This window comes from Clostridium estertheticum, assembly GCF_018861295.1.
Taxonomy (GTDB): Bacteria; Bacillota; Clostridia; order Clostridiales; family Clostridiaceae; genus Clostridium_AD; species Clostridium_AD estertheticum_D.
Genome location: NZ_JAHLDM010000014.1, coordinates 27034 through 50860, shown reverse-complemented (window position 1 = coordinate 50860; position 23827 = coordinate 27034). Strand labels below are relative to the sequence as shown.

Here is a 23827-nt window from a genome sequence, read left to right as displayed (position 1 = left end):
TTTATTTTATTAAATATCTATACCACCATAAGCTTCCTCACCATGTTGAGAAACATCTAATCCATCGCTTTCTTCCTCTGTTGTTACTCTTAAGCTCATAAATTTACCAAGTACCTTCAATATAATAAATGTCATTATTGCTGAGTATGCAATTGTTGCTACAATTGCTATTAGTTGAATTCCAAGCAATTTAATATTGCCATGAATTAAACCATTTGCACCAGCAGAATTTATAGCCTTTGAGGCAAAAATACCAGTAGCTATTCCTCCCCAAATTCCTCCAATTCCGTGACAACCAAAAGCATCTAATGCATCATCATATCCGAATTTCTGTTTAACTACAGTTACGCTAAAGTAACATATTATGCCCCCAATTCCACCTATCAATATGGAAGACATCGGACTTACGAAACCTGCACCAGGTGTTATAGCAACTAATCCTACAACTATACCACTTGCAAGCCCAAGCGATGTGACTTTTTTTCTAATAATTAGCTCACATGTACACCAAGCTAGTGCAGATGCCGCAGCAGATGTATTAGTTGTAATAAATGCATTAAGTGCTACACCATTTACAGCGAGTGCACTTCCTGCATTAAATCCAAACCATCCAAACCACAAAATCCCTGCTCCGAGAAGTGTCATCGGAAGATTGTGTGGAGTAATTGATTTTAATTTTTTTCTCTTTCCTATTACAAGTGCTACAACAAGTGCAGATATACCTGAACTTATATGAACTACATTTCCACCTGCGAAATCTAGCGCTCCCAAATTTCTAAGCCATCCACCTGCACCCCATACCCAATGTGCAATTGGATCATAAACTAATGTTGTCCATACTAAAATGAACACTGCAAATGCAAGAAATTTCATTCTCTCAGCAATTGCTCCTGAAATTAAAGCAGGTGTAATTATTGCAAACATTAACTGAAATAACATAAATACTGATTGTGGTATCGTAGTTGCATAGTCTGCATTTGGAAGAAAGCCTACACCATGCAATCCAAGAAACTGAAAATTACCAACAAAACCAGCAAAATCTTTTCCAAAACATAAAGTATAACCAATTAAAACCCATTGAAGTGATACAATTACCATTGCTGTATAACTGTGTACTGTAGTACTAAGTACATTTTTTCTTCTCACCATTCCACCATAAAATAAAGCAAGTCCCGGTGTCATTAACATTACTAATACCGTTGCAAAAATCATAAATGACGTATCTGTCGTATTTATTGCATTCATAAAAATTCCCCCTAATTAAATATTATTATTCCTAGCTTTTAAAAATTCGTATTGTAGTCACAATGAATTTTTGCTTACCGTTAGAAATCATTTTACTAACTTTTGAAGTATAAGTCAAGTATTTTAATATTCTGTTAATTCTATTTTTTTCACTATAACCACGTCGCTTCTAGGCGTATTAACGCAAAAACAACATATAAATTCGAATGTAAACATTCACATTTATATATTAGATTTAATTTAAAAAACTATATTATTGCATGTTATTATTAAAATTAATTCATTTTTTTATAAAATCACTTCTAGAATAATCCTATATTTCACTTGTACATAAAGTTTAATATGGATTTATGCTTTATTTAACATATAAAACCAATCTCAAATAATTTGTTATGGCGCAGCTATTACCACAAGTCATTACCACTGCTCACTGTTATCAAAACTAGCTTTTAAAAAGTTGAAAAATCGTTCTATAAATGGTAGAATATATAATAGATAAATGCAATTTTTATAAAATTGTATATATTGATAACTATTAATTTTAAAATTCAACATATATTTATATATTATATTTGAGGAGGCCATAAAGTGAGTTTATTATCAAGTTTAACTCAACAAGTTATTAAGAAAAACCCAAACGAGCCAGAATTTCAACAGGCTGTAAAAGAAATACTAGAATCTCTAGAGCCAGTTGCTGCAGCTCATCCTGAATGGATGGAAGCTGGTATATTTGATAGAATTGTAGAGCCTGAGAGACAAATTATATTTAGAGTTTCCTGGATAGATGATAAGGGAGTAGTAAATGTAAACAGAGGTTTTCGTGTCCAATTCAATAGTGCTATTGGACCTTACAAAGGTGGTTTAAGGCTTCATCCTTCAGTTAACCTTAGTATTATTAAATTTCTTGGATTTGAACAAACTTTTAAAAACTCCTTAACAGGTCTACCAATTGGTGGTGGTAAGGGTGGAAGTGACTTTGACCCTAAGGGAAAATCTGATAGAGAAATTATGAGATTTTGTCAGAGTTTTATGACTGAGCTTTCAAAACATATTGGAGCTGATACCGATGTACCCGCTGGTGATATTGGTGTTGGCGGCAGAGAGATTGGTTTTATGTATGGTCAATATAAAAGGCTTAGAAATGAATTTACAGGTGTATTAACAGGTAAAGGACTCTCTTATGGTGGAAGTCTTGCTCGTACAGAAGCCACTGGATATGGTATGTGTTACTTTGTTGAAGAAATGCTTAAAGCTACAAAAAATTCCTTTAAAAATAAAACAGTTGTAATTTCTGGTTCAGGTAATGTTGCAATATACGGAGCCGAAAAAGCTATACAACTAGGAGCAAATGTAGTTGCATTAAGTGATTCAAATGGATACATATATGATTCTACTGGAATTAAACTAGATACAGTTAAAAAAATTAAAGAAGTTAATAGAGAACGAATAAGCGAATATGTTAAATACCATCCTACTGCAGAATATCATGAAGGTTGCTCAGGAATTTGGAAAATAAAGTGTGATATCGCACTTCCTTGTGCTACTCAGAATGAAATAAATGAATCATCTGCAAAAACTCTTGTAGCGAATGGATGTATAGCAGTTGGAGAAGGAGCAAATATGCCTTCCACTTCAGAAGCAATTAGTGTATTCTTAAAAAGCAAGATTCTTTTTGGACCTGCTAAAGCAGTTAATGCAGGTGGCGTTGCTACTTCAGCACTTGAAATGTCACAAAACAGCATAAGATACTCATGGACATTTGAAGAAGTTGATAATAAATTAAAGGCTATAATGTCAGATATTTATATTAAAGCAAGTAGTGCTGCAAAAGAATATGGATTTGAAGGTAATTTACTTGCCGGTGCTAATATCGCAGGGTTCATTAAAGTAGCTGATGCTATGTATTCTGAGGGAATAGCTTATTAATATTTACCTTAATGATTTTTAAAAAATAGTTTCACCGAATGAACTAAAATAAAGGATGGCCATTAGCCACCCTTTATTTTAGTTGTTTTTTAAAGCACTTTTTAATTTCGAACGTATATTGACAACAACGGATTAATTATGGTATTATTAATTCAATACCTTACTAAAACAGTAGGATTACTTCAAGGGGGAAAACAAATGAAAAAATTATCTATATTAATTACCACTTTATTAGTAGCATCAGTAGGTCTTGTAGGATGTGGTAACAGTACCAGTAAAACTGCAACATCAAAAAATTTGTTAGAAACAATAAAGAGTGAAGGTAAAATACAAATCGGTACTGAGGGTACTTATGCACCTTATACTTTCCATGACAAATCAGGAAAATTAACTGGATTTGATGTTGATATTGCAACGGAAGTATCTAAACGTCTTGGAGTTAAACCAGAATTTGTAGAAACAAAGTGGGACGGTATGCTTGCTGGGCTGGGTGCAAAGAGATTTGACATGATAGCGAATGAAGTTGGAATCAATTCAGATAGAAAACTAAAATACGATTTTTCAACCTCGTATATAGTTTCGAAAGCTGTTCTAATAGTAAATAGTTCTGATAATACTATCAAAAAATTTGCTGATTTAAAAGGCAAGAAATCTGCTCAATCATTAACTAGCGACTTAGGCAAAATTGCAAAAGCTAATGGTGCGGTGCTCCAAGCAGTTGATGGCTTTAACCAGTCAATTGATCTCTTAGTTTCTAAAAGAGTAGATGCCACAGTTAATGACAGTTTATCTTACCTCGATCTAAAAAAACAAAAACCAAACCTTGCTATAAAGGTTGTTGATACAAAAGGAGATGCACAACCTAGTGGATTTATGTTCAATAAAGGAAATAAAGAATTAGTAACCGCAGTTAATAAAGCATTAGCTGACATGAAATCAGATGGCACTTACTCAAAAATTTCAAATAAATATTTTGGCAGCGATGTATCAAAATAAAAGGGTGATAAAATGAATTTAGACGCAGATACACTAAGAATACTCGGCATAGTTAAAGATTCTTTCTTTCCTTTATTAATAGCAGGTGTGAAGTTTACAATTCCAGTAGCTGTAATTTCCTTCGTACTTGGTTCAATTTTAGCTATGGTAACGGCTCTTGCTCGTATATCAAAATATAAATCACTAAACCTAATATCAAGTTTATATGTTTGGATAATAAGAGGAACTCCTCTTCTCGTACAATTATTTATATTATTTTATGGATTACCAGCAGCCGGTATAACAATAGGAGCACTCCCTGCAGCAATTATAGGTTTTACATTAAACGTGGGAGCTTATAATTCAGAAGTAATTAGAGCTTCCATTTTATCTATACCTAAGGGGCAATGGGAGGCCGCAAGTTCAATTGGTATGACTCATACTCAATCGCTCCTTCGTATAATTTTGCCACAGGCAGCTAGAGTATCTGTACCGCCACTGTCAAACTCCTTTATAAGTCTTATTAAAGATACATCACTTGCAGCGGCTATTACTTTAGCTGAAATGTTCCAAGTTGCACAGCAAATAACCGCAACAACATATGAGCCACTTGTGTTGTATTGTGAGGTAGCTTTTATTTATCTGATGTTTTGTACAATATTAACTATAATTCAGCAAAGAATAGAGAAAAAACTTGAAAGATATGTAGCTAGGTAATTGGAGGAATTTCATGATTAATATAAAAGATTTACACAAAAGTTTTGGCAATAATGAGATATTAAAAGGTATCAACTTAAATATAAAAAAAGGTGAAACAACCATTGTAATAGGGCCTTCAGGTTCAGGTAAAACAACCCTTCTTAGATGTATAAACTTATTGGAAATACCGAACATTGGAACCATAAGCATTGGAGATATTGAATTGGTTTTTGGTGGAAATAAAGAACCAACTGATAAAGAAATGCTAACACTAAGACGAAATACAGGGATGGTATTTCAAGGATTTCATTTGTTTCCTCATATGACTGTAGTTGCAAATATTATGGAGGGACTCACTACTGTGCTTAAGCAACCTAAAAAAGCTGCACATGATAAAGCACTTAACCTTCTAGATAAAGTTGGACTTTTAGATAAGGCTGATAGTTACCCTCATGAACTCTCAGGTGGGCAACAACAAAGAGTTGCTATAGCACGTGCTATGGCTATCGAACCATTAGTATTGTTATTTGATGAACCAACCTCTGCACTAGATCCAGAACTTGCAGCCGAAGTGCTTAAAGTTATGAAGGGGTTATCTCTTGAAGGCATGACTATGGTAGTCGTTACTCATAATATGAACTTTGCAAGAGATGTAGGTGACAATATAATATTTATGGATAACGGGATTATCCTTGATAAGGGAACTCCAGAGGAATTATTAAGTAACACAAATAACGCACGAATAAAACAATTTTTAAGTTTAGATTTTAATTAGTTATTATATATAAAAATTTATTCGAGGAGGAAAAATATGAAGAAAGATATGAAATTCGAATCATTATTAATACATGGTGGAATAGATGGTGATGCTAATACTGGAGCAGTAAATGTTCCCATTTATCAGACATCTACGTTCAAAAAAGGTAAATTTGATGCTGATAATGCTTATGAGTATTCAAGATCAGGAAATCCTACACGCGAAGCTCTTGAAAGACTCATTACAGATCTTGAAGTAGGTTATGCAGGTTTCGCATTTGCTTCAGGTATGGCAGCTACAACTGCTACATTATCGTTATTTAAAACAGGAGATAGAATTCTAATATCAAATAATATATATGGTGGAACCTTTAGAGTTATAGACAAATATTTTAATAATTTTGGTATAAATTATACTGCATTTGATTCATCTGATATAACGTTATTAGAAAATAAAATTGATGATAGTGTAAAAGCTATTTTTATAGAAACACCAACAAATCCATTAATGGGTATTACAGATATTTCAGCAGTTGCAAAAATTGCTAAAAAAAATAACTTACTCTTAATTGTAGATAACACATTTATGACTCCATATCTACAAAGGCCACTTACCCTTGGTGCTGATATAGTTATTCATAGTGCTACAAAATATCTAAGTGGACACAGTGATTTAATTGCGGGCCTTGTTGTAGTAAATAACAAAGAACTTGCAGAAAGAATTGGATTCATACAAAATTCAACAGGTGGAGTTTTATCACCATTTGATTCCTTCTTATTAATACGAGGTATTAAAACTCTAGCTTTAAGAATGGACAGACACAACTCAAACGCAAAAATTGTATCTGAATTCTTAAGAGATAGAAAAGAAGTGGAAAAAGTATATTATCCTGGTTTTGAAGATCACCCAGGACATAAAATACAAGAAAAACAAGCAAATGGATATGGCGGTATCATTTCCTTTGTTCTAAAAAAAGATTATGATTATAAAAAATTCTTAGAAAGTCTTCAGTTAATAACTTTTGGAGAAAGTCTAGGAGGAGTAGAATCATTAATCTGCCATCCTGCCACAATGACACATGCTGCAGTTCCATATGAAATTAGACAAGAAATTGGAATAACCGATCATTTAGTAAGATTATCAGTAGGTGTTGAGAATGTTTCTGATATAGTGGACGATTTAAAAACAGCATTAGAATTATAATTATATAATAACAAAGAAGCACATTCCTATATTTTCTAGGGATGTGCTTCTTTGTTATTATATTTATTAAATTTATTTTTCTTTAAGTATTACCAAAGCGCGCTTAGCAAGTTCTGAAAAATAATTGGCAGCTGGCAAAAGTGCAGCATCATCTACCTTAAATTTGGGATGATGAAGTGAGTATGACACACCTGTACCAATATTTACAAATGCACCAGGTATTTTCTCTTGGTAAAAAGCAAAATCTTCACCAATTAGTGTATCCGGAAGTTTTTTAATAACATATCCTTGCTTTTGCGCAACTTCTAATGCAACCTCTGTCCAATCTTTCGTGTTATTTGTTGCTGGTGGTCCACTATACCATTTAAGCTCAGCAGTTGCTCCAAATGAGTCAGCCATACCTTTAATTATTTGTCTCATTTTGCTTGGAACAAACTCACGCATCTTAGCATTAACAGTTCTCACTGTTCCTTCAATATAAGCCTTATTTGGGATTACATTCCATGTGTTACCACTTTCAATATGAGTAACACTAATAAGTACTTGATCAAAGGTGCTAACGCTTCGACTAACAATTGTCTGAAGCGCTGTAATTATATTAGCTGCAACAATAATTGGATCAATTCCCTTTTCTGGAGATGACGCATGAGTACCAATACCATCAATTTCAATTTCAAAACGATCAACGGCTGCAGTCATAGCTCCCACCTTTGTTCCAAAGCTTCCCACTTCTAACTCTGGTGCACTATGGAGTCCGAAAATTGCAGCCACATTAGATAATGCTCCACATGCTAATACGTCTTCCGCGCCGTGTCCTAGCTCCTCAGCTGGCTGAAATATAATCCTTACTGTTCCTTCTAGTGTTGATTCTTGCTGCTTTAATAAATAAGCTGCACCTAAAATAACACTTGCATGAAAATCATGACCACAAGCATGCATTTTACCATTGACTTGTGATTTATATTCTAAATCTGTTTCTTCGCTAATAGGCAATGCATCAATATCTCCTCGAATGGCGATAATTGGTCCTTCCCTATCTCCTGTTATTTCCGCAACAAGTCCTGTTTCTAGCGGCAAATTAAGTATACGAATTTGAGCCTCATCTAGTAACTTACGTAAAGTTTTAGTTGTTTCAAATTCTTCATTAGATAACTCTGGATGTTTATGGAAGTTATGACGTACCTCTATAAGTTTTTTTTCTAAATTATTAATATTCTCTGATAATTTCTCATTTCCCATAATATTATACCCCTTAATTTTTTTTAAAATCTGTATTATCATTATATCCTACTAATAGGACTTTCTTTGCTTTTTTTAAAAAAAGTATATGCATCATACTCTATAAAATAAACCCACCAAATGGACATAACTATTTATTAGTTATGTCCATTTGATGGGGATCACATATTTTAACCTACCATTAGTTCTTTTGCTAATATACCAGGCTTCGTCATTAATTCTATATCTAATATATCATTAAGTTCCTTTTCACCTAAAAGGCCTTCTTTTAATATTAATTCTCTTACTGATTGTTTAGTGTTTAAAGCTGCTTTTGCGATTTCAGCAGCTTTTTTATAACCTATATGTGGGCAAATTGCTGTAATAATCCCAATACTATTTTCTACCAATTCTTTGCATCTTTCTCTATTTGCAGTTATCCCTAAAATACAGTTAACTACTAAGGTGTTTACTCCATTAGTTAAAGTCTCTATAGATTGAAATAAATTATAGAATATAACCGGTTCAAAAGCATTTAGTTCTAATTGGCCAGCTTCTGCAGCCATAGTTATTGTTATATCATTTCCTATAATATTAAAAGCTACTTGACTTATTACTTCCGGTATCACAGGATTTACCTTCCCAGGCATCATAGATGAACCATTTTGTTTCGATGGAAGATTAATTTCACCAAATCCTGCTCTTGGTCCTGATGACATAAGTCTTAAATCATTGGCTATTTTTGATAAATTTACTGCGCAAGCTTTAATAAGACCAGATACTACTACAAAAGCATCTAAGTTTTGCGTTGCATCTATTAAATCTGTTGCTTGTTTTAATTCTATATTTGATATTTTTGAAATATTTGGTACTATCTTATTAAAATATTGTATATCAGCATTCATACCTGTTCCGATTGCAGTACCACCCATATTTACAACTTTTAATTCTTCCTTAGCTTTTTCAAGTCTTGAGATATCTCTCCTTATCACTGAACTGTAAGCTTTAAATTCTTGTCCTAACCTAATTGGAACTGCATCTTGCATCTGAGTTCTTCCCATCTTTATAACATCATCAAATTCTTTTGACTTTTCGTTAAAAGCATCATAAAGTTTAGATAATTCTTTTATTGCCTTTGGCAGAAGTTTTAATGATGTCATTTTACCTGCTGTAGGAATAACATCATTTGTAGATTGTCCATAATTTACATGGTCGTTGGGGTGAACTATACTATAATTCCCCTTTTCTCCTCCAAGTATTTCTATAGCTCTATTCGCAATTACTTCATTAGCATTCATATTCATGCTTGTACCCGCACCACCTTGAATAGGATCTACTATAAATTGATTTTGTAATTTACCATCTATTATTTCATCACAGGCCATTACAATAGCTTCTTCAATCTTTTTATCTAAAAGCCCGACTTCATTATTAGTTATTGCTGCTGCCTTTTTTATTTCTACAAGACTTTTTATAAATTCTACGCACATTCCAAGTCCTGTTATTTTAAAATTCTCAGCACACCTTAAAGTCTGTACCCCATAATAGGCCTCCATTGGTACTTGTTTTGATCCAATTGAATCGCTTTCTAATCTAAAATTCATTTTAGTAACCTCCCTTTATAATCTAGTTAATAATCTCACTTGGTATAATAGAATAATTATTTTTTATTGTAGAAAGAGAAACTGTAGTCTTAGTTTTTTGAACACCTGGTATATTTTTTATTTTATTTAAAATTTTCTCTAAGCTCTCTGTACTCCCTGTAATAATTTTCAAAACATAGTCGTAATCTCCAGCTAAGTAGTGGCATTCTACGATTTCATTATCTACTTGAATCGTATTAATAAATAAATCCGTAAATTTAGGTGATTCAAGTGATACGAACATTATTATCATTAGATCCTTATTGAACTTTTTGGCACTTAATATTATAGTATATTTTTCAATAATGCCAGCATTATCAAGTTTTTTTAATCTATCACCTACCGCAGGTACGGATAAATTAATTCGAGTACTTATTTCAGAAGCGGTAACTCTAGAATTTTGTTGCAAAAGTTTAAGTATTTTAATATCGATATTGTCCATACAAAATCACCTCTTAAATAATATTATTAGGTATATTATATCATATGATTTAATATATTAAATATATAGCTTATATTTAGATATTTATTTAGTTAATTATGGATTTTATCCTTATTTTTTTAATTGATTACGTTTACTAATATTAATTAACCTAAAAAAATTAGGCGCTTATCAGTATATACTAACTATAACTTGCTTAAATTCTGTAAAATGGTTAAGCTTTATATATATCTAAAATTATTTAGAAAAAATAATATATATATTTTAAGGAGGTTGTTGTTATGGATAAAAAAATATACACTAAAAAAAGTAAAGAACAGTTAAAAAAAGAACTAACACAAATTCAGTTTGAAGTAACTCAGGAAAATGCAACTGAAAGATCTTTTGACAATGAATTTTGGAACAACAAAGAAGAAGGAATATATGTAGATGTTAATAGTGGCGAAGCATTATTTACATCTCTTGATAAATTTGACTCAGGCTGTGGATGGCCTAGTTTTACTAAACCTGTTGATAATAAGAATGTTAAAGAAAAGAAAGATATGACCCTTGGAATGATGAGGACAGAAGTAAGAAGTTCTTATGCTGACAGCCATCTAGGTCATGTTTTTAATGATGGTCCTTGTGCTGAAGGTGGCTTAAGATATTGCATAAATAGTGCATCATTAAAATTTATACCAGTTCACAAACTCAAAGAGGCCGGTTATGAAGATTATTTGAAACTATTTAAGAAATGAGTGATTTCGACCATGCTGGGCGCACAAACAAAATTAGACTAAAGCATTTGCTTTAGTCTAATTTTGTTATTATAAACCATCTTTTAAATTAATATATGTTTTGTAATTAGGTGAGTCTTCACTAATTAGTTTATTTAATTTCCAATTGTATCCACTAGAATCATCATAAACTAAAAAATAAACTGCTACAATAGAAACGCTCCTATCTTTACTTTTATTATTTTTATCATCTTTATACGTAATATTTCCATAAACATATTTTATATTTTTTAAACCCTTTGTAGATAAGGTCTTATCAGTTTTAAAAGTCTTCGCTTCTTCCCCTGTTACCTTGTGATTATTAGACCACCAAAAAAGTAGATTACTTCCTTCAATTTCACCATTAGTAATAGAAGGTATAATTAACGACTCAGGAATATTGCTTATCACTGCACTATCAACTGTAGTTTCTGATCCACTTAATAAAGCTATATCGCTTAAAGATATCGAGAAAGTATAATTAGTTGATAATATCGTCTTTATTTCACCTGCTATATTTTCCCTCTTAGCAATAAGCTTTAGTGTTCCTTTTTTTTCATTAAACGTTTTTCCTGATATATTAATGCTCTTAGTATACCCATCCTTTACAGTAAATCCTTTGCCTCCAAAAAAATCAGAATAGGATACTGTTTCCGCAAGTCCTTGCTTTTTTATAATTTGAATAGTTTTTTCATCTGAAAAATCTGGCGATAGTGTTAACTTAAAATCATCAGAACTATTTGCATCTATAGAATTAATACTCCATGTTTCATCCTCAAAAACAAGACTACACTTTATTTTCCCTGAGGCCCTAAGAAGTCCACTATCTATAGTCGTTTCCACTAAAATTTCTTCTTTTCCATTTTGAAAATCTGGTGTCCTTAATGTTATACCAAGCTTTTTAACATTTTGTCCATTTAATGCTTCCTGTGTATTCCCCATAGTCATTTTTAATCCTTTTAATTTGGCTAAAAATATTTTGTCATTCATTCCCACTACCGGTTTCACTGAAGTAATATTAAGAGTTACTGGTTTGCCATTAGTTTTCCATTCATTTTTGCCTTCTTTAAGATAAACTACTGATACCAAAACCTTTGCCTCAAGAGCATCATTGTTTAGAGTTAATGCTACTTTTATCTCATCTTTACTTTTTTGCGTATTCCGATTGCTTATAATGAAACTTTTCATGTTATCTTTATTGATTTTTATGACTGTACCCTTAGGAAGTGTTACAACTGATCCTATCAGGTCTGCCTTTATTCTAGCATCATCAATAGGTCTAACAATAAAAAATGAGTATGCAAATACTGATACTATAATTACAGAAATAATTGCTATCATAGGTATAATTACTTTCTTATGTATAAATGTTTTCTTAACCGAAGCAAAAATTTTATCTCTTTTATACTTTCTTATATCCTTATCTGATATTACAGGCATTGCTGAGGTATCTTGCTCTTTTTTCTCATTTAATGTTGGTTTAGCTTTATTTTCTCCATCCTCATTATTAAGAACCGTTTCACCTTGCATTTCTATTTTTCCATCTATTTGCTCTCCACAATATGGACAAAATTTTAATCCATTAATATTACTAAATTCATTATTACAGTTGTCGCAACGCATTTGTTACCTCCAAATATTAATATAAGTCTAAAAACAAACAAAATGTCATCTTTAATATAATATAGCTTGTTTACATATTACATTATAACTTGAATGCTTCCTATATTCAAACATATTCTTAACATCTTTTTATTCTTAGGCGAACAAAAACTCACTCCAAAATAGAAGTGAGTGAATAACTATAGTATCAACATCTTAGTATAAAGAATCTTACTCGCCAAGATATGCACTTCTTATAGAATCATTAGTTAATAATTCTTTCGCACTACCTTCTAAAACTATTTTACCAGTTTCTAAAACATATGCCTTATGTGCAATAGATAACGCCATATGAGCATTTTGTTCTACAAGCAAAACCGTAGTTCCTGACTTATTTATTTCTTCTATTATAGAGAATATATTTCTTACTACAAGTGGTGCAAGTCCCATAGATGGCTCATCTAATAATAATATTCTTGGTCTTACCATAAGGGCTCTTCCCATAGCAAGCATCTGCTGTTCCCCACCACTTAATGTTCCAGCCATTTGTTTTATTCTTTCCTTAAGCCTTGGAAATTTGTCAAAAACCATCTCATAATCTTTTGCTATATCTTTTTTATCTTTTCTAATATAAGCTCCAAGTTCAAGATTTTCCATAACTGACATATTTGCAAATATTCTTCTTCCCTCAGGTACATGTGCAATTCCTAGCTTTGAAAGTTTATAAGCAGCAGTGGTATGAATTGGTTTGCCTTCAAATAAAACACTTCCTGACTTTATAGGAATAAGTCCTGAAATAGCTCTTAATATTGAGGTTTTTCCAGCTCCATTAGCACCTATAAGTGTAACTATTTCTCCTTCCTTTACGTGCAAACTAATATCATGTAATGCATGTATTGCGCCATAATTTACATTTAACCCATCAATTCTAAGCATCAGTTACCTCCTCTCCAAGGTATGCCTCAATTACCTTAGGGTTATTCTTTATTTCATCAGGCGTCCCCTCGGCAATTACCTTACCGTAATCTACTACTATTATTCGCTCGCAAACTCCCATAACCAGTTTCATATCATGCTCAATTAGTAATATAGCTATTTTAAATTCATCTCTTACCCAATTTATGAGCCCCATTAGTTCATGAGTTTCTTGTGGATTCATACCAGCTGCCGGTTCATCGAGTAACAATAATTTAGGTTCTGCAGCAAGAGCCCTCGCTATTTCAAGTCTTCGTTGCTCTCCATAGGGAAGATTACATGCAAGTTCATTTCTTTTACCATCAAGCTTAAACACCTTAAGAATCTCAAGTGCTTTCTCTTCAATTTCAGCTTCTTCCTTTTTAAACTTTGGGAGCCTTAATATTGAGTGAAATAAATTATATTTAACATTATAATTAAATGATATTTTAACATTATCAAGAACTGTTAAATCTTTAAATAATCTTATATTTTGAAATGTTCTAGCAATTCTTTTTTTAGTAATATCATAAGGTTTTATGCCTTGTATAAATTCTCCATTAAATTCTATAGTTCCAGATGTTGGGGCATAAACACCTGTCAACATATTAAAAATTGTAGTTTTTCCCGCCCCATTAGGTCCAATCAAACCTACAAGATCATGCTCAGAAAGGTTAAGTGCGAAATCAGAAACAGCTGTTAGCCCCCCAAACTTAATCGTAAGATCATTTACCTTTAAAAGCTGCATCTTTATCACTTCCTTTTGAAAATTTATCAAATATTTTCATAGATAATTCTTTTGTACCCATTAGACCTTGAGGTCTAAATCTCATAATAATTATAAGTGCTAGTGGATAAATAATCATCCTATAATCGTTTAGGAATCTTAGCCCTTCTGGAAGAACTGTTAGTATACCTGTTGATAATACACTACCGGTTAAACTTCCCATTCCACCCATAACTACGTACGTAACTAAATCTACTGATTTTAAGAAACCAAATTGTTCTGGCTTAATATACATTAGATAATGTGAAAATAATCCACCTGCAATACCTGCGAAGAAGGACCCGATAACAAAAGCCATAATCTTATACTTTGTAGTATTAATCCCCATAGCTTCTGCGGCTATTTCATCTTCGCGAACTGACATCATAGCCCTACCTTGCGAAGAACGTGCTATATTGTAAATTATTAAAATGGTAAAGACCATTATAAAAAATACCCAAGCAAAAGTAGTTTTAGGAGGTATTCCCGAAAGTCCACGCCCACCTCCAAGCTTATCCATATTTGTGATAACAACTCTTATTATTTCTCCAAAACCTAAAGTAGTTATAGCGAGATAATCCCCTTTTAAACTTAAAGTAGGAAGACCAATAAGATATCCGATTAACCCAGCAACTACACCACCAAGAAGAAGCGCTATAGGGAACGGCATATTTAATTGAATTGTAGACATTGCTGCTGCGTATGCCCCTATAGACATAAACCCTGCATGTCCTAGTGTTAACTGTCCTGTAATTCCTATAATAAGATTTAAACTTACTGCAAGAATAACATTTATGCAAATTAATATTACTATTCTTCCATAATATCTATTTAATATTTCAGTATCCATTAGAAATGATAAAATAAAAAACAAGATAACTCCAATAACAAGTAAAATAATAGTATTTCTAAATTCTTTTTTCATTTTTATCACCTACACTTTCTCTCTGGTTTTCTTACCAAGAAGTCCAGAAGGCTTAACAATTAAAATAATAATAAGGATTGAAAATGCAATGGCATCTGAGTAACTAGATGATATATATACTTTACTAAACGTTTCAACTAGTCCCATTATTAGTCCACCCCATAGAGCACCTGGGATTATACCAATTCCACCGAGAACTGCTGCAACGAAAGCTTTTAGCCCCGGCATTATACCCATGTATGGATCTATACTCGAATACAAAATTCCAAATAGTACACCTGCAGCTCCTGCGAGTGCTGAACCAATTGCAAATGTTATAGATATAACAGAATCCACATTGATACCCATAAGCGCCGCCGCATCCTTATCAAAAGAAGTCGCTCTCATTGCTTTACCTGTTTTAGTTTTGAAAACTATAAATTGAAGTATTACTACAAGCAAAATTGACATTCCTATAATTATAAGTTGACGATTATCAATACTTAAGCCAAGGAAATGTATTACCTTCGATGGCAAAAGAGTCTCTGGATATGTTTGTGGATCAGTAGTCATCTTGAGCCTTACTAAATTCTCAAGCAGTACTGACATTGCAATAGCTGTTATTAGTATAGATAATTTCGGTGAATTTCTTAAAGGCTTATATGCTATTTTTTCAACAACCACACCTGTTAATGCTGCTCCACCCATTGCAATTAATAATGTAGGTATAAAACTTAAATGTAGCATGGTTGCAGCGAAAAATCCAAAATATCCTCCAACCATAAAAACATCACCATGCGCAAAATTTATAAGTCCGATTATTCCATATACCATTGTATAACCAATTGCAATTAATGCATACACAAAACCTAATGATAAGCCATTAATAATCTGCTGTAAAAATTCCATTTATTTTCCCTCCATTTCTCATAATTTATATTTTAAAATACAGACATACTGCCATTTATTAATGAAGTATGTCTGCTAACTTTATTTTTTTGTTTTCTTATTAAGGAACAAGCTTTTTAACAAAATTGAACTTACCACCATCAACCTTTAAAATTACGGCTCCTTTAATTGCATCTCTATTTGCATCAAAAGATACTTTACCAGATACTACTTCAAGATTAGTTTTTGCGAGTGCCGCTTTAATACTTGGTCCATCCGTTTTACCAGCAGTTCTTATAGCTTCTAACATTATCTTTGCAGCATCGTAATTTAGAACTGCCATAGCATCTGCATTCAAATTGTATTTTGCTTTATATTCCTTTTGGAATGCGACAACTATAGGTGCTGTATCATCAGCTGAGTAATGATCAGATAAATAACATCCATTAACTGCAGTTCCACCAACTTTAAATAATTCAGCTGAATCCCAACCATCTCCACCAAGTAGTGGAGCAGTTATTCCAATAGCCCTTGCTTGCTTTGCAATATTACCAACTGTTCCATAATAATCAGGAAGCAATACTACATCTGGTTTTGTTGGTTGCATTTTTGTAAGCTGTGCCTTAAAATCTTTGTCTCCTGTAGCATAAGTTTCTTTCGCAACTATTTTTCCGCCTGCTGCAACAAAACCTTTTTCAAAGAACTCAGCCAATCCTTTAGAGTAATCATTACCATTATCATAAAGAATAGCCGCTGTCTTTGCCTTTAAATCTCCTGAAGCAAATTTTGCTAAAACACTGCCTTGGAAAGGATCTATAAAACATGACCTATAAACATATTCTCCACCTTTTTTAGTAACATCTGGGTTTGTTCCTGATCCTGTTATCATTGGTATTTTACTTTGAGTAGCTATTGGTCCAAGGGCTATAGCCGATCCGCTAGTTAATGGTCCAACTATTGCTACAACATTATCACTACTAATAAGTTTTGTACCAACGGTTGTTGCAGTATCTGGTTTACCTTCATCATCTTCATAAATAAACTTAATCTTACGTCCATTAATTCCACCAGCTTTGTTCACTTGATCTTCTAACAATTTTATACCATTTTGTCCAGATTTTCCAAAAGATGAAACTGAACCAGTAAGTGGTAATACAACTCCAATTTTTATATCTCCTGTAGTTGATGCACTTTTTGCACCGCATCCTGCAAGTAACCCTATAGTCATAGCCATAGATAGTAATAACGACATTTTCTTTTTAAACATTTAATAACCCCCCTAAAATCATATTTAATTTCTGATAAATACTACTTACACATTTTCAAATAATTGTGTACCAATATCCCATAAAACAATTACCACATAATTGCATTTTATGAATAAATATTTTTTATATTATTCATAATTCGTAATTTTTATTAATAATATCATATATTTTAACGCTTATCAATACTTTTTTGATTAATTTAAAAATAAATATTTCAATTTATTCATTTTTTAAATAATTGCATGTTTTATGTTTTATGATTCATAATTATAAATTCCTTTATAAAAAGATAGCTGCAATTTCTGCAGCTATCTTTTATCTTATGTTTTTATGTTATAAAGGTTAATGATTTATTTATAATATATCCTTCACGAAAAACCAAGTGGGAACAAAGTTCCCACTTGCTAGTTATCCGAATATGAAACTGGGACATTATTTATTCCAAGTTCCTGTGCTGCTGCATATTGATCATGTCCTGACACAATAACAAGACTTCCTTTTTTAACAACGATTGGTTTATTAAACTTATTATTATTTTTCATGTAATTTAATGCCTTGTTTTTTGATCTTTTTAAAGACATACCTTCATTTTCATTTACTAACTTTGTTATATCCATTATTTCATCAGTTCCAGTTGGCATTTCATAATTTAAATCTATTTGTCCATTTTCATCTTTTAACAAGTGAAATATTTTTATTGATGTTGCTTCTACTGAAATAAACGGTGTACCTGTACGATTTACACATGCTTTAAGTTCACCTTTAATAACAAAATAATTTACATCTTCCATACCTACTACCGCGTCTCTCCAATAATCTTTTTTCACAACTACTCTATAAACCGATTCCATATCATCATAAGTTCCTATTTTAAAGAGTAAATTAACATCTCCACTCTCTAGCCTATTTGTTTTTACAGGTAATCCCTTAATTATAATCTCGCTCTTATTCATAAATTAATTCTCCTTTTAATTTCTTTTTTTTTAAAACATAATATAATACTTAATTATCTCTTAAGAATTTCACAAATTCCAAAAATAAAACACCTAGGAAGCGCATACCGCTTCTAGGTGTTTTCTAACTAAATTATATTTTAATCCCATATTAATTTTAACGCAAGTGAGTTTATCTATGGCTATGTTAGATAATGTTTCCAGTTCTTTAGTTTGAGAAATTTTAATACAAGCTAACACAGACCTCACCCCATTTATCATTTAATAATATTTTTTCTTTACTTATAGGTTCATTGTATCATTTTACAGATAAAATTACAATTTTAATATTATCTTTTTATATTAACCTTTATTACTATAAATACATAAAAGCATATAATTTATACTAAACATCTTCTACACATGAGACATAATAAGTTCCATTGTGCCAAAAGGTAATTCTATTGGGATCACGTATGTTGAATATATTGTTTTTCCAAAAAACTCCGTCTGAGGCTCCATGTCAAGTTCTATGCCTATATTAGACATTCCTACAAGATATAACCCATTGTTTAAATTCAAAAATTCACCCACAGAGTCTTTAGCCATTTCATCTACAATTAATAACTCTTCCTCTGCATATCTAGATGCTAATAATGCAAAAACATCTTCCTTTGCATTAATATAAGTTAAAAAATTAATTGAGTTTTTTATTCTTTGACTTACGCAGCATTCTGTTTTGAATTCTTTAACCTTCATAATTTTATTAGTATAAACCTGAGAATCAATAAAACGAATTACATTCCTCATAAATAAAGCTATGTAATTTTTGATTTCTGTACCATATTTATCATTTTCTAAATTTACATAAATATCTATAATCTCATCTACATCATCTCTTTGCAATTTATCAAACTGAGCTTCCGAAATATTGTATTTTTTCTTATACTCATAAATTGCCTCTTCAAACTTTTCTAGTGACATGTAATTTTTGTCAATTAGTGCTTGCGCAAGTAGAAGATGCCCAAATCTTTGAGATGAAAGCAATTCCTCTACTTGTTCTTCTTTTAAATATTCCATATCAACAGCTATTTCGCCAAACCGTCTATCAAGTTTTGTTTGCATTGAATGTACCTTACTTGCTTGATTCGCATTCATATATCCTGCATTTACTGCTAAAACCCCTAGTTTTAATCGTACTGATTGTTGATATTCTACTGCCATCTTTAATTGCTGAAAAGTTAAATATTTTTCATTTAATAAATATTGGCCAAAATACTGACTAAACATTGCATGACCTCCTTACTTATTTTAAACTAAGAAGAATTTTATTAATTTGTTCCTTTTCCCAAGGCTTTTGAACAAATTCAAATGCTCCTGCTTTTATCGCAACCTTTACATGTTCTTTTGTTCCAGCTGAAGATGCCATTACTACCTTTGCATCATTATCAAATTCTATTATTTCTTTAACAGCTTCAATTCCATTTTTAAAAGGCATAATGATGTCCATAAATACTAAATCTGGATTATTCTCTTTGTAACTATCTACGGCCTCTTGCCCATTAGATGCTTCTAAAATATTATTACAACCACAACTTTTTAATACCTCTTTCAATTTTTTTCTAATTAGCATAGAATCATCACAAACCAATATTTTAAGCAAATTTTCTATCACTTTAACCCCTCCTAATATAATAACAATACACTAAATTTCTATTTCTCTATTTACTTTCGTCATTTTTCCAAAAAAACCTTTTTATTACTGTATATTTTATTAAAAACAGTAATAAACATATATTACTACAATGATGATGCATGGGAGATCGTACTTAATTCAAGAAAATTTGTTAAAGTGCTACCAATTGCGACCATATTAACAATTGTAATATTTCAAACAGTTTGATTACTTATCAAAAAGTAATTTTAAGAAAACGTGCTTTTTTATAATCATAATTTTTTACATATGTTTCATTAATCTGATTATATGAATGTTGAGATATACGAGGTTCAAGAATTCCAGACTCGTCTATAAACGATGTTATTATTGCTGCATGAAAAATAGAATTACTATAGTTTTCGTAAAATACTACATCCCCTATTTCAAGTTTGCTTAAGTCCTCTACCTCTAAACCCTTAATAACATTTCTATTTAGTTTTTGATTCGTTTTTAAATACCAAAACAGTGAATTAGCAACAGCCCAACAAATTGATGCTTTACCTCTCCCATCATACCACCAAGGTCTAACGTTATTGTAATCCATTGTTGCTCCCCCTGCTATTAAACACTGAGAAACAAAATTAGTACAATCCCCCCCATTTCCATTAACAAATTCATAGAACTTATATCTTTTGTTTGGCTCAAGAGCGTACTTAACCGCATAACTTGTTGCTAGTTTTCTATCATATTTGCTTAACATACTATTACTCCTTTAAATTTATATCAAAATATAGCTATATTTGTGCTCCAAAAATAGCTATATTCTGATTATACAAATCAAACTTATTATTTTCCCATTTTAAAGTATTTAAAACATACCCTAAAGCGTCTGCATTATATCTACCAGCAATTTTTTGATATACCAATAGCTCATACACTCCATTTGAATCGAAATCCACAGGATATAATCCACTTATCGGATTTACAAACCCGTTGATTGGGCTCTTTAGTTTTCCATTTACATAATATATTTCATTTAAATAATCAAATCCCCTATTAGAGATATCAATAATGTATTTTTGTTTATTTGTTTTACTAATAACTTCAACCTTATAATTATCTTTATATATAACATCATATTTGTATAAATCGTTATATTCATTAAAGTCTAACAGTACTTGAACTTTGTTATTAATAAAAGAATAAATATAATAATACATTATCCCACCACTACCGCCTGAATTAATACCTATCAAAATATCATCTACATGGTTACCTGTAAAATCCCCCAAAAATATTGTAGGGTTGTATCCATAATTATCACTGAATGTTATATTAGTAAACTCACCTGTCATGCCATTTTGTATTTCAAGTGTTATGTTTTCAATAAATTGACTGCCATATTTTTTTATACCAGTTAAATACACATTATCAGGTATTCTATCCCCACTTACATCTCCACTTGCATAAGCTACAATTGTTGGTTTTATTATATTATCTCTAGAATAATTATTATACATAACGGCTCCTTTGTTTTATAAGCTTTATATAATATCTTATGATACTTCCTTTGAAAATTTACAATTATTTATTAATAAAAAACTATTAGCTATAGAATAAACATATTAAAAAGTGTTTATCCCATAGCTAATTTTTCATAATATAAAACTTACAATATAGTTCTTAACTGTTGAATATGAGTAATTACATATTCCATACATCCCATACCCATTGAAAAAACAGCCAAGATTATTATTAGAATTATTGCAGCAAAATCATACTTCATTATCTCATCCTTGTTTATCAAATAGCCTACAATAATTTCTACTCCAAGAAGAACTAAAATTACTGGCCACAGTGATGCTAGTCTTAAATAATTAATACTTGGATATATTAATCTGAGCAAAAACATTACCCCAAACATAACTAAAACTATTCCCGTAGTAAAAGTCCCAACTCGGCGTCCCTTAATCATTCATATCACACTCCTTTTTCTTACCTATAATAAGTTTTGCACCTATAACAACTATTACTACACCTATTATTATCTGAGGAGCCATCCTTGTTACATCACTGATAACATTATATACATCTCCTGGAATATATCCAGCTAAGCTGTTAATAATATTGTTAAATATTAAGTATCCACCAAGAAGTACTAATAATATTCCTGAAAACAATGCATGTTTTTTTAATATATCTTTATCTACTTTTACCAGTTCATCAAGCGAAAATAAGTAGTTATCCTCTAAAAGTAAAAATTCTTCATCAGTTGCATACCTCTTGTTTAAGCAATCAAAAAATGAATAAAACCATATCAACGGTGCAACGAAAAGAATTGGTCCTATAGAAAGAAAACTCGAAAGGAATATTATGAAGAAAAACATTGTCATTAGTGATAATCCCATCTTCATAAATCCCATATACATGTGACCAGCCCCGGGCAAAAGTGAAAAACCAAAAGTTAAAAATTTATTTTTTTCCTTTTTCATTATTAAATACCTCCATATTAATTATTTTTTGCGAAAAACTGTTAAGGCTTGCATTAATTGTGTTTATTGAGCTTAAACTTATAGGGTTTACATCCAATGGTTTATTAGCTATAAAATTTAATGAATTTGAAAAAACAAATATTAATGCTATACTTGCTGCAGTTATCACCCTAAGAGAGTAAAATATAAACTGAGTATTACTTTCTTTTTTCTTTTTTATTTTGCTTATCACCTCTTCCTCAAATCCTAAAGGAGCATCCGCAAGTTCATTATTATTAAAACTATCTGCTAAAACATCTGCGCAGGTTTCGCACAAACATATATGTTCTGACATTAAAACTAGTTCATTATCACTTAGGGAACCCTCTTTAAACCTTTGTATCAATATCTTAGTTATATGTCCATTTTCATTGAATAATGTACCACTCACATAAACTCCTCCTTCCATAAATTTTTAAGAAGTTTTTTTGATCTATAAAGATGGGTTTGCAATGTTTTTAAACTTATCCCTGTATCTTTTGCCATATCTGAGAGTTTAATAGCTTCACAAAAGTAATTTACTGCAACAGATCTATAAGGCTCTTTTAATCTTTCACATAAATTGTGTATTTTTTTCTTACTACATCTTTCTAAAAGCATATCTTCTGGAGTACCACCCTTATCTTTCAAACACTCAAAATTTTCATCAGATAAGCTATAAATTACTCTTGCAGGACTTTTAAGAAAGTCTTTACATTTATTTATAGCAATTCTTGTAATCCAGGCCTTAAAATTAACCCCATCAAATTTACTATAATTAGTATAAGCAGACAAAAATGTTTGTTGTGCCAAATCTTCTGCATCAAAATAACTCTTAGTAAACGATAGACAAATAGTGATGATTAAACGTTCATATTGTTTTATATAACTTGAAAATTCTTCCTCTTGAATAACCATCATCCCCCCCTTTTGTCCCTACTATAATATAACGATTAAAAAATAAAAAACACTTCAAATATAAAATAATATACTTTATATTTATTATTAATTTTAAAATGGCTTGTCCATAAAATTAGCATTAGTACATATAAAATATGCACAAATTTTATTAATATTCATACTATATTAGTAGATATTAATACTATAGGAGTTAAACATAATGAGTAAAAAAGTATCAATTACTCTACCAGATCATGTATATAGCCTTGCGTTAAAAAAATCCAAATTAACTCATGGAGAAAATAATTTCTCCGCTTATTTACGTGAGATAGTATGCAAAGAATTTACATCGGATGAGCTTAATATAGAGCTAACAAAACTTAGTGAACCACTATGGCTTGGGATTACAAAGACTGCTGATTATAGATCTACTTGTCAGGTATGTAAAAATCAAATTTCCCCTGGAGACGTGATTTGTTATACAGACTTAGGATTTCAAGATGTCTATAAAAACTGGGTCCATAAAAATTGTTGCAGAAAAGAATAAAATGGCTATATCAAAATAATTCAAATAATTATTTTG

27 protein-coding genes are annotated in these 23827 nt (G+C 31.2%); 7 read left to right on the top strand and 20 right to left on the bottom strand.

Annotation, left to right across the window (positions count from 1 at the left end):
* Positions 1-9: 9 nt before the first annotated feature.
* Positions 10-1245, bottom strand: coding sequence for an ammonium transporter (locus KPL54_RS14405; protein ID WP_253203478.1), 1236 nt, complete (start codon positions 1243-1245; stop codon positions 10-12).
* A 588-nt stretch (positions 1246-1833) separates the two neighbouring features.
* Between KPL54_RS14405 and gdhA the strand changes: the two genes are divergently transcribed.
* The 5 genes from gdhA (at position 1834) to KPL54_RS14380 (ending at position 6805) form a co-directional block, all read left to right on the top strand.
* On the top strand, positions 1834-3171 hold the full coding sequence (gene gdhA, locus KPL54_RS14400; RefSeq protein ID WP_216107213.1) for an NADP-specific glutamate dehydrogenase: 1338 nt from the start codon (positions 1834-1836) through the stop codon (positions 3169-3171).
* Between the two features lie 198 nt (positions 3172-3369).
* Positions 3370-4167, top strand: a complete 798-nt coding sequence (locus KPL54_RS14395; RefSeq protein WP_216107212.1) for an amino acid ABC transporter substrate-binding protein — start codon at positions 3370-3372, stop codon at positions 4165-4167.
* A gap of 12 nt (positions 4168-4179) precedes the next feature.
* Positions 4180-4863, top strand: coding sequence for an amino acid ABC transporter permease (locus KPL54_RS14390; protein ID WP_216107211.1), 684 nt, complete (start codon positions 4180-4182; stop codon positions 4861-4863).
* A 13-nt stretch (positions 4864-4876) separates the two neighbouring features.
* Positions 4877-5620, top strand: a complete 744-nt coding sequence (locus KPL54_RS14385; protein WP_216107210.1) for an amino acid ABC transporter ATP-binding protein — start codon at positions 4877-4879, stop codon at positions 5618-5620.
* A gap of 48 nt (positions 5621-5668) precedes the next feature.
* A complete protein-coding gene (locus KPL54_RS14380) occupies positions 5669-6805 on the top strand; it encodes a trans-sulfuration enzyme family protein (protein WP_216107266.1) in 1137 nt (378 codons plus the stop codon).
* A 72-nt stretch (positions 6806-6877) separates the two neighbouring features.
* On the opposite strand, the gene KPL54_RS14375 is transcribed toward KPL54_RS14380, so the two are convergent.
* The 3 genes from KPL54_RS14375 to KPL54_RS14365 all read right to left on the bottom strand — a co-directional run bounded on the left by KPL54_RS14375 (position 6878) and on the right by KPL54_RS14365 (position 10108).
* Complete coding sequence (locus KPL54_RS14375; protein ID WP_216107209.1) at positions 6878-8044, bottom strand: amidohydrolase; 1167 nt, start codon at positions 8042-8044, stop codon at positions 6878-6880.
* A gap of 170 nt (positions 8045-8214) precedes the next feature.
* On the bottom strand, positions 8215-9627 hold the full coding sequence (locus KPL54_RS14370; RefSeq protein WP_216107208.1) for an aspartate ammonia-lyase: 1413 nt from the start codon (positions 9625-9627) through the stop codon (positions 8215-8217).
* A 22-nt stretch (positions 9628-9649) separates the two neighbouring features.
* A complete protein-coding gene (locus KPL54_RS14365; protein ID WP_171297850.1) occupies positions 9650-10108 on the bottom strand; it encodes an Lrp/AsnC family transcriptional regulator in 459 nt (152 codons plus the stop codon).
* A gap of 281 nt (positions 10109-10389) precedes the next feature.
* On the opposite strand from KPL54_RS14365, the gene msrB reads away from it, so the two are divergent.
* A complete protein-coding gene (gene msrB, locus KPL54_RS14360) occupies positions 10390-10845 on the top strand; it encodes a peptide-methionine (R)-S-oxide reductase MsrB (RefSeq protein WP_216107207.1) in 456 nt (151 codons plus the stop codon).
* Positions 10846-10914: 69 nt separating this feature from the next.
* Here the strand turns inward: msrB and KPL54_RS14355 are convergent, their stop codons facing one another.
* From KPL54_RS14355 to KPL54_RS14280, 16 genes are all read right to left on the bottom strand, one after another.
* A complete protein-coding gene (locus tag KPL54_RS14355; RefSeq protein WP_216107206.1) occupies positions 10915-12486 on the bottom strand; it encodes a hypothetical protein in 1572 nt (523 codons plus the stop codon).
* Positions 12487-12696: 210 nt separating this feature from the next.
* Positions 12697-13401 (bottom strand): ABC transporter ATP-binding protein, encoded by a 705-nt coding sequence (locus tag KPL54_RS14350; protein ID WP_216107205.1) that lies wholly within the window; start codon positions 13399-13401, stop codon positions 12697-12699.
* On the bottom strand, positions 13394-14167 hold the full coding sequence (locus KPL54_RS14345; RefSeq protein ID WP_216107204.1) for an ABC transporter ATP-binding protein: 774 nt from the start codon (positions 14165-14167) through the stop codon (positions 13394-13396). Before KPL54_RS14345 ends, KPL54_RS14350 begins: the two co-directional genes overlap by 8 nt.
* Positions 14145-15110, bottom strand: a complete 966-nt coding sequence (locus tag KPL54_RS14340) for a branched-chain amino acid ABC transporter permease (protein ID WP_216107203.1) — start codon at positions 15108-15110, stop codon at positions 14145-14147. The genes KPL54_RS14345 and KPL54_RS14340 overlap by 23 nt, the downstream gene beginning before the upstream one ends.
* A 9-nt stretch (positions 15111-15119) precedes the next feature.
* Positions 15120-15998 (bottom strand): branched-chain amino acid ABC transporter permease, encoded by an 879-nt coding sequence (locus tag KPL54_RS14335; protein WP_071612678.1) that lies wholly within the window; start codon positions 15996-15998, stop codon positions 15120-15122.
* 100 nt (positions 15999-16098) lie between these two features.
* On the bottom strand, positions 16099-17244 hold the full coding sequence (locus KPL54_RS14330; RefSeq protein ID WP_216107202.1) for an ABC transporter substrate-binding protein: 1146 nt from the start codon (positions 17242-17244) through the stop codon (positions 16099-16101).
* A 405-nt stretch (positions 17245-17649) separates the two neighbouring features.
* Positions 17650-18198 carry a hypothetical protein gene (locus KPL54_RS14325; protein WP_171297846.1) on the bottom strand — a complete coding sequence of 183 codons (549 nt, stop codon included), beginning with the start codon at positions 18196-18198 and terminating at the stop codon, positions 17650-17652.
* Between the two features lie 93 nt (positions 18199-18291).
* Positions 18292-18438, bottom strand: a complete 147-nt coding sequence (locus KPL54_RS14320) for a hypothetical protein (RefSeq protein WP_216107201.1) — start codon at positions 18436-18438, stop codon at positions 18292-18294.
* Between the two features lie 156 nt (positions 18439-18594).
* A complete protein-coding gene (locus KPL54_RS14315; protein ID WP_216107200.1) occupies positions 18595-19467 on the bottom strand; it encodes a hypothetical protein in 873 nt (290 codons plus the stop codon).
* A 16-nt stretch (positions 19468-19483) separates the two neighbouring features.
* Entirely contained in the window at positions 19484-19852 is a 369-nt protein-coding gene (locus tag KPL54_RS14310) for a response regulator (RefSeq protein ID WP_216107199.1), read from the bottom strand.
* 235 nt (positions 19853-20087) lie between these two features.
* Positions 20088-20594 (bottom strand): amidase domain-containing protein, encoded by a 507-nt coding sequence (locus tag KPL54_RS14305; RefSeq protein WP_216107198.1) that lies wholly within the window; start codon positions 20592-20594, stop codon positions 20088-20090.
* A gap of 34 nt (positions 20595-20628) precedes the next feature.
* Positions 20629-21354, bottom strand: coding sequence for a VCBS repeat-containing protein (locus tag KPL54_RS14300; RefSeq protein ID WP_216107197.1), 726 nt, complete (start codon positions 21352-21354; stop codon positions 20629-20631).
* A 149-nt stretch (positions 21355-21503) separates the two neighbouring features.
* Positions 21504-21809 carry a LiaI-LiaF-like domain-containing protein gene (locus KPL54_RS14295; RefSeq protein ID WP_171297840.1) on the bottom strand — a complete coding sequence of 102 codons (306 nt, stop codon included), beginning with the start codon at positions 21807-21809 and terminating at the stop codon, positions 21504-21506.
* The gene (locus KPL54_RS14290; RefSeq protein WP_216107196.1) at positions 21802-22326 is read right to left on the bottom strand and encodes a hypothetical protein; all 525 of its coding nucleotides are present in this window, start codon (positions 22324-22326) and stop codon (positions 21802-21804) included. Before KPL54_RS14290 ends, KPL54_RS14295 begins: the two co-directional genes overlap by 8 nt.
* Entirely contained in the window at positions 22307-22756 is a 450-nt protein-coding gene (locus KPL54_RS14285; RefSeq protein WP_216107195.1) for a hypothetical protein, read from the bottom strand. The genes KPL54_RS14290 and KPL54_RS14285 overlap by 20 nt, the downstream gene beginning before the upstream one ends.
* Positions 22753-23265: an RNA polymerase sigma factor gene (locus tag KPL54_RS14280; protein ID WP_216107194.1), complete on the bottom strand. Its 513-nt coding sequence runs from the start codon at positions 23263-23265 to the stop codon at positions 22753-22755. Before KPL54_RS14280 ends, KPL54_RS14285 begins: the two co-directional genes overlap by 4 nt.
* Before the next feature lie 199 nt (positions 23266-23464).
* Here KPL54_RS14280 and KPL54_RS14275 point away from each other — a divergent pair, with 199 nt between their 5' ends.
* Positions 23465-23791: a hypothetical protein gene (locus KPL54_RS14275; protein WP_216107193.1), complete on the top strand. Its 327-nt coding sequence runs from the start codon at positions 23465-23467 to the stop codon at positions 23789-23791.
* Positions 23792-23827 lie beyond the last annotated feature (36 nt).

Coding starts and splice junctions, on each gene's coding strand:
- KPL54_RS14295 (WP_171297840.1), bottom strand. CDS start 21,809: ATGATTAAGGGACGCCGAGTTGGGACTTTTACTACGGGAATAGTTTTA.
- KPL54_RS14385 (WP_216107210.1), top strand. CDS start 4,877: ATGATTAATATAAAAGATTTACACAAAAGTTTTGGCAATAATGAGATA.
- KPL54_RS14370 (WP_216107208.1), bottom strand. CDS start 9,627: ATGAATTTTAGATTAGAAAGCGATTCAATTGGATCAAAACAAGTACCA.
- KPL54_RS14300 (WP_216107197.1), bottom strand. CDS start 21,354: ATGTATAATAATTATTCTAGAGATAATATAATAAAACCAACAATTGTA.
- KPL54_RS14355 (WP_216107206.1), bottom strand. CDS start 12,486: ATGCGTTGCGACAACTGTAATAATGAATTTAGTAATATTAATGGATTA.
- KPL54_RS14275 (WP_216107193.1), top strand. CDS start 23,465: ATGAGTAAAAAAGTATCAATTACTCTACCAGATCATGTATATAGCCTT.
- KPL54_RS14305 (WP_216107198.1), bottom strand. CDS start 20,594: ATGTTAAGCAAATATGATAGAAAACTAGCAACAAGTTATGCGGTTAAG.
- KPL54_RS14395 (WP_216107212.1), top strand. CDS start 3,370: ATGAAAAAATTATCTATATTAATTACCACTTTATTAGTAGCATCAGTA.
- msrB (WP_216107207.1), top strand. CDS start 10,390: ATGGATAAAAAAATATACACTAAAAAAAGTAAAGAACAGTTAAAAAAA.
- KPL54_RS14315 (WP_216107200.1), bottom strand. CDS start 19,467: ATGTTTAGTCAGTATTTTGGCCAATATTTATTAAATGAAAAATATTTA.
- KPL54_RS14405 (WP_253203478.1), bottom strand. CDS start 1,245: ATGAATGCAATAAATACGACAGATACGTCATTTATGATTTTTGCAACG.
- KPL54_RS14375 (WP_216107209.1), bottom strand. CDS start 8,044: ATGGGAAATGAGAAATTATCAGAGAATATTAATAATTTAGAAAAAAAA.
- KPL54_RS14350 (WP_216107205.1), bottom strand. CDS start 13,401: ATGCTTAGAATTGATGGGTTAAATGTAAATTATGGCGCAATACATGCA.
- KPL54_RS14290 (WP_216107196.1), bottom strand. CDS start 22,326: ATGAAAAAGGAAAAAAATAAATTTTTAACTTTTGGTTTTTCACTTTTG.
- KPL54_RS14280 (WP_216107194.1), bottom strand. CDS start 23,265: ATGATGGTTATTCAAGAGGAAGAATTTTCAAGTTATATAAAACAATAT.
- KPL54_RS14340 (WP_216107203.1), bottom strand. CDS start 15,110: ATGAAAAAAGAATTTAGAAATACTATTATTTTACTTGTTATTGGAGTT.
- KPL54_RS14390 (WP_216107211.1), top strand. CDS start 4,180: ATGAATTTAGACGCAGATACACTAAGAATACTCGGCATAGTTAAAGAT.
- KPL54_RS14380 (WP_216107266.1), top strand. CDS start 5,669: ATGAAATTCGAATCATTATTAATACATGGTGGAATAGATGGTGATGCT.
- KPL54_RS14330 (WP_216107202.1), bottom strand. CDS start 17,244: ATGTTTAAAAAGAAAATGTCGTTATTACTATCTATGGCTATGACTATA.
- KPL54_RS14335 (WP_071612678.1), bottom strand. CDS start 15,998: ATGGAATTTTTACAGCAGATTATTAATGGCTTATCATTAGGTTTTGTG.
- KPL54_RS14365 (WP_171297850.1), bottom strand. CDS start 10,108: ATGGACAATATCGATATTAAAATACTTAAACTTTTGCAACAAAATTCT.
- KPL54_RS14325 (WP_171297846.1), bottom strand. CDS start 18,198: ATGAATAAGAGCGAGATTATAATTAAGGGATTACCTGTAAAAACAAAT.
- KPL54_RS14345 (WP_216107204.1), bottom strand. CDS start 14,167: ATGCAGCTTTTAAAGGTAAATGATCTTACGATTAAGTTTGGGGGGCTA.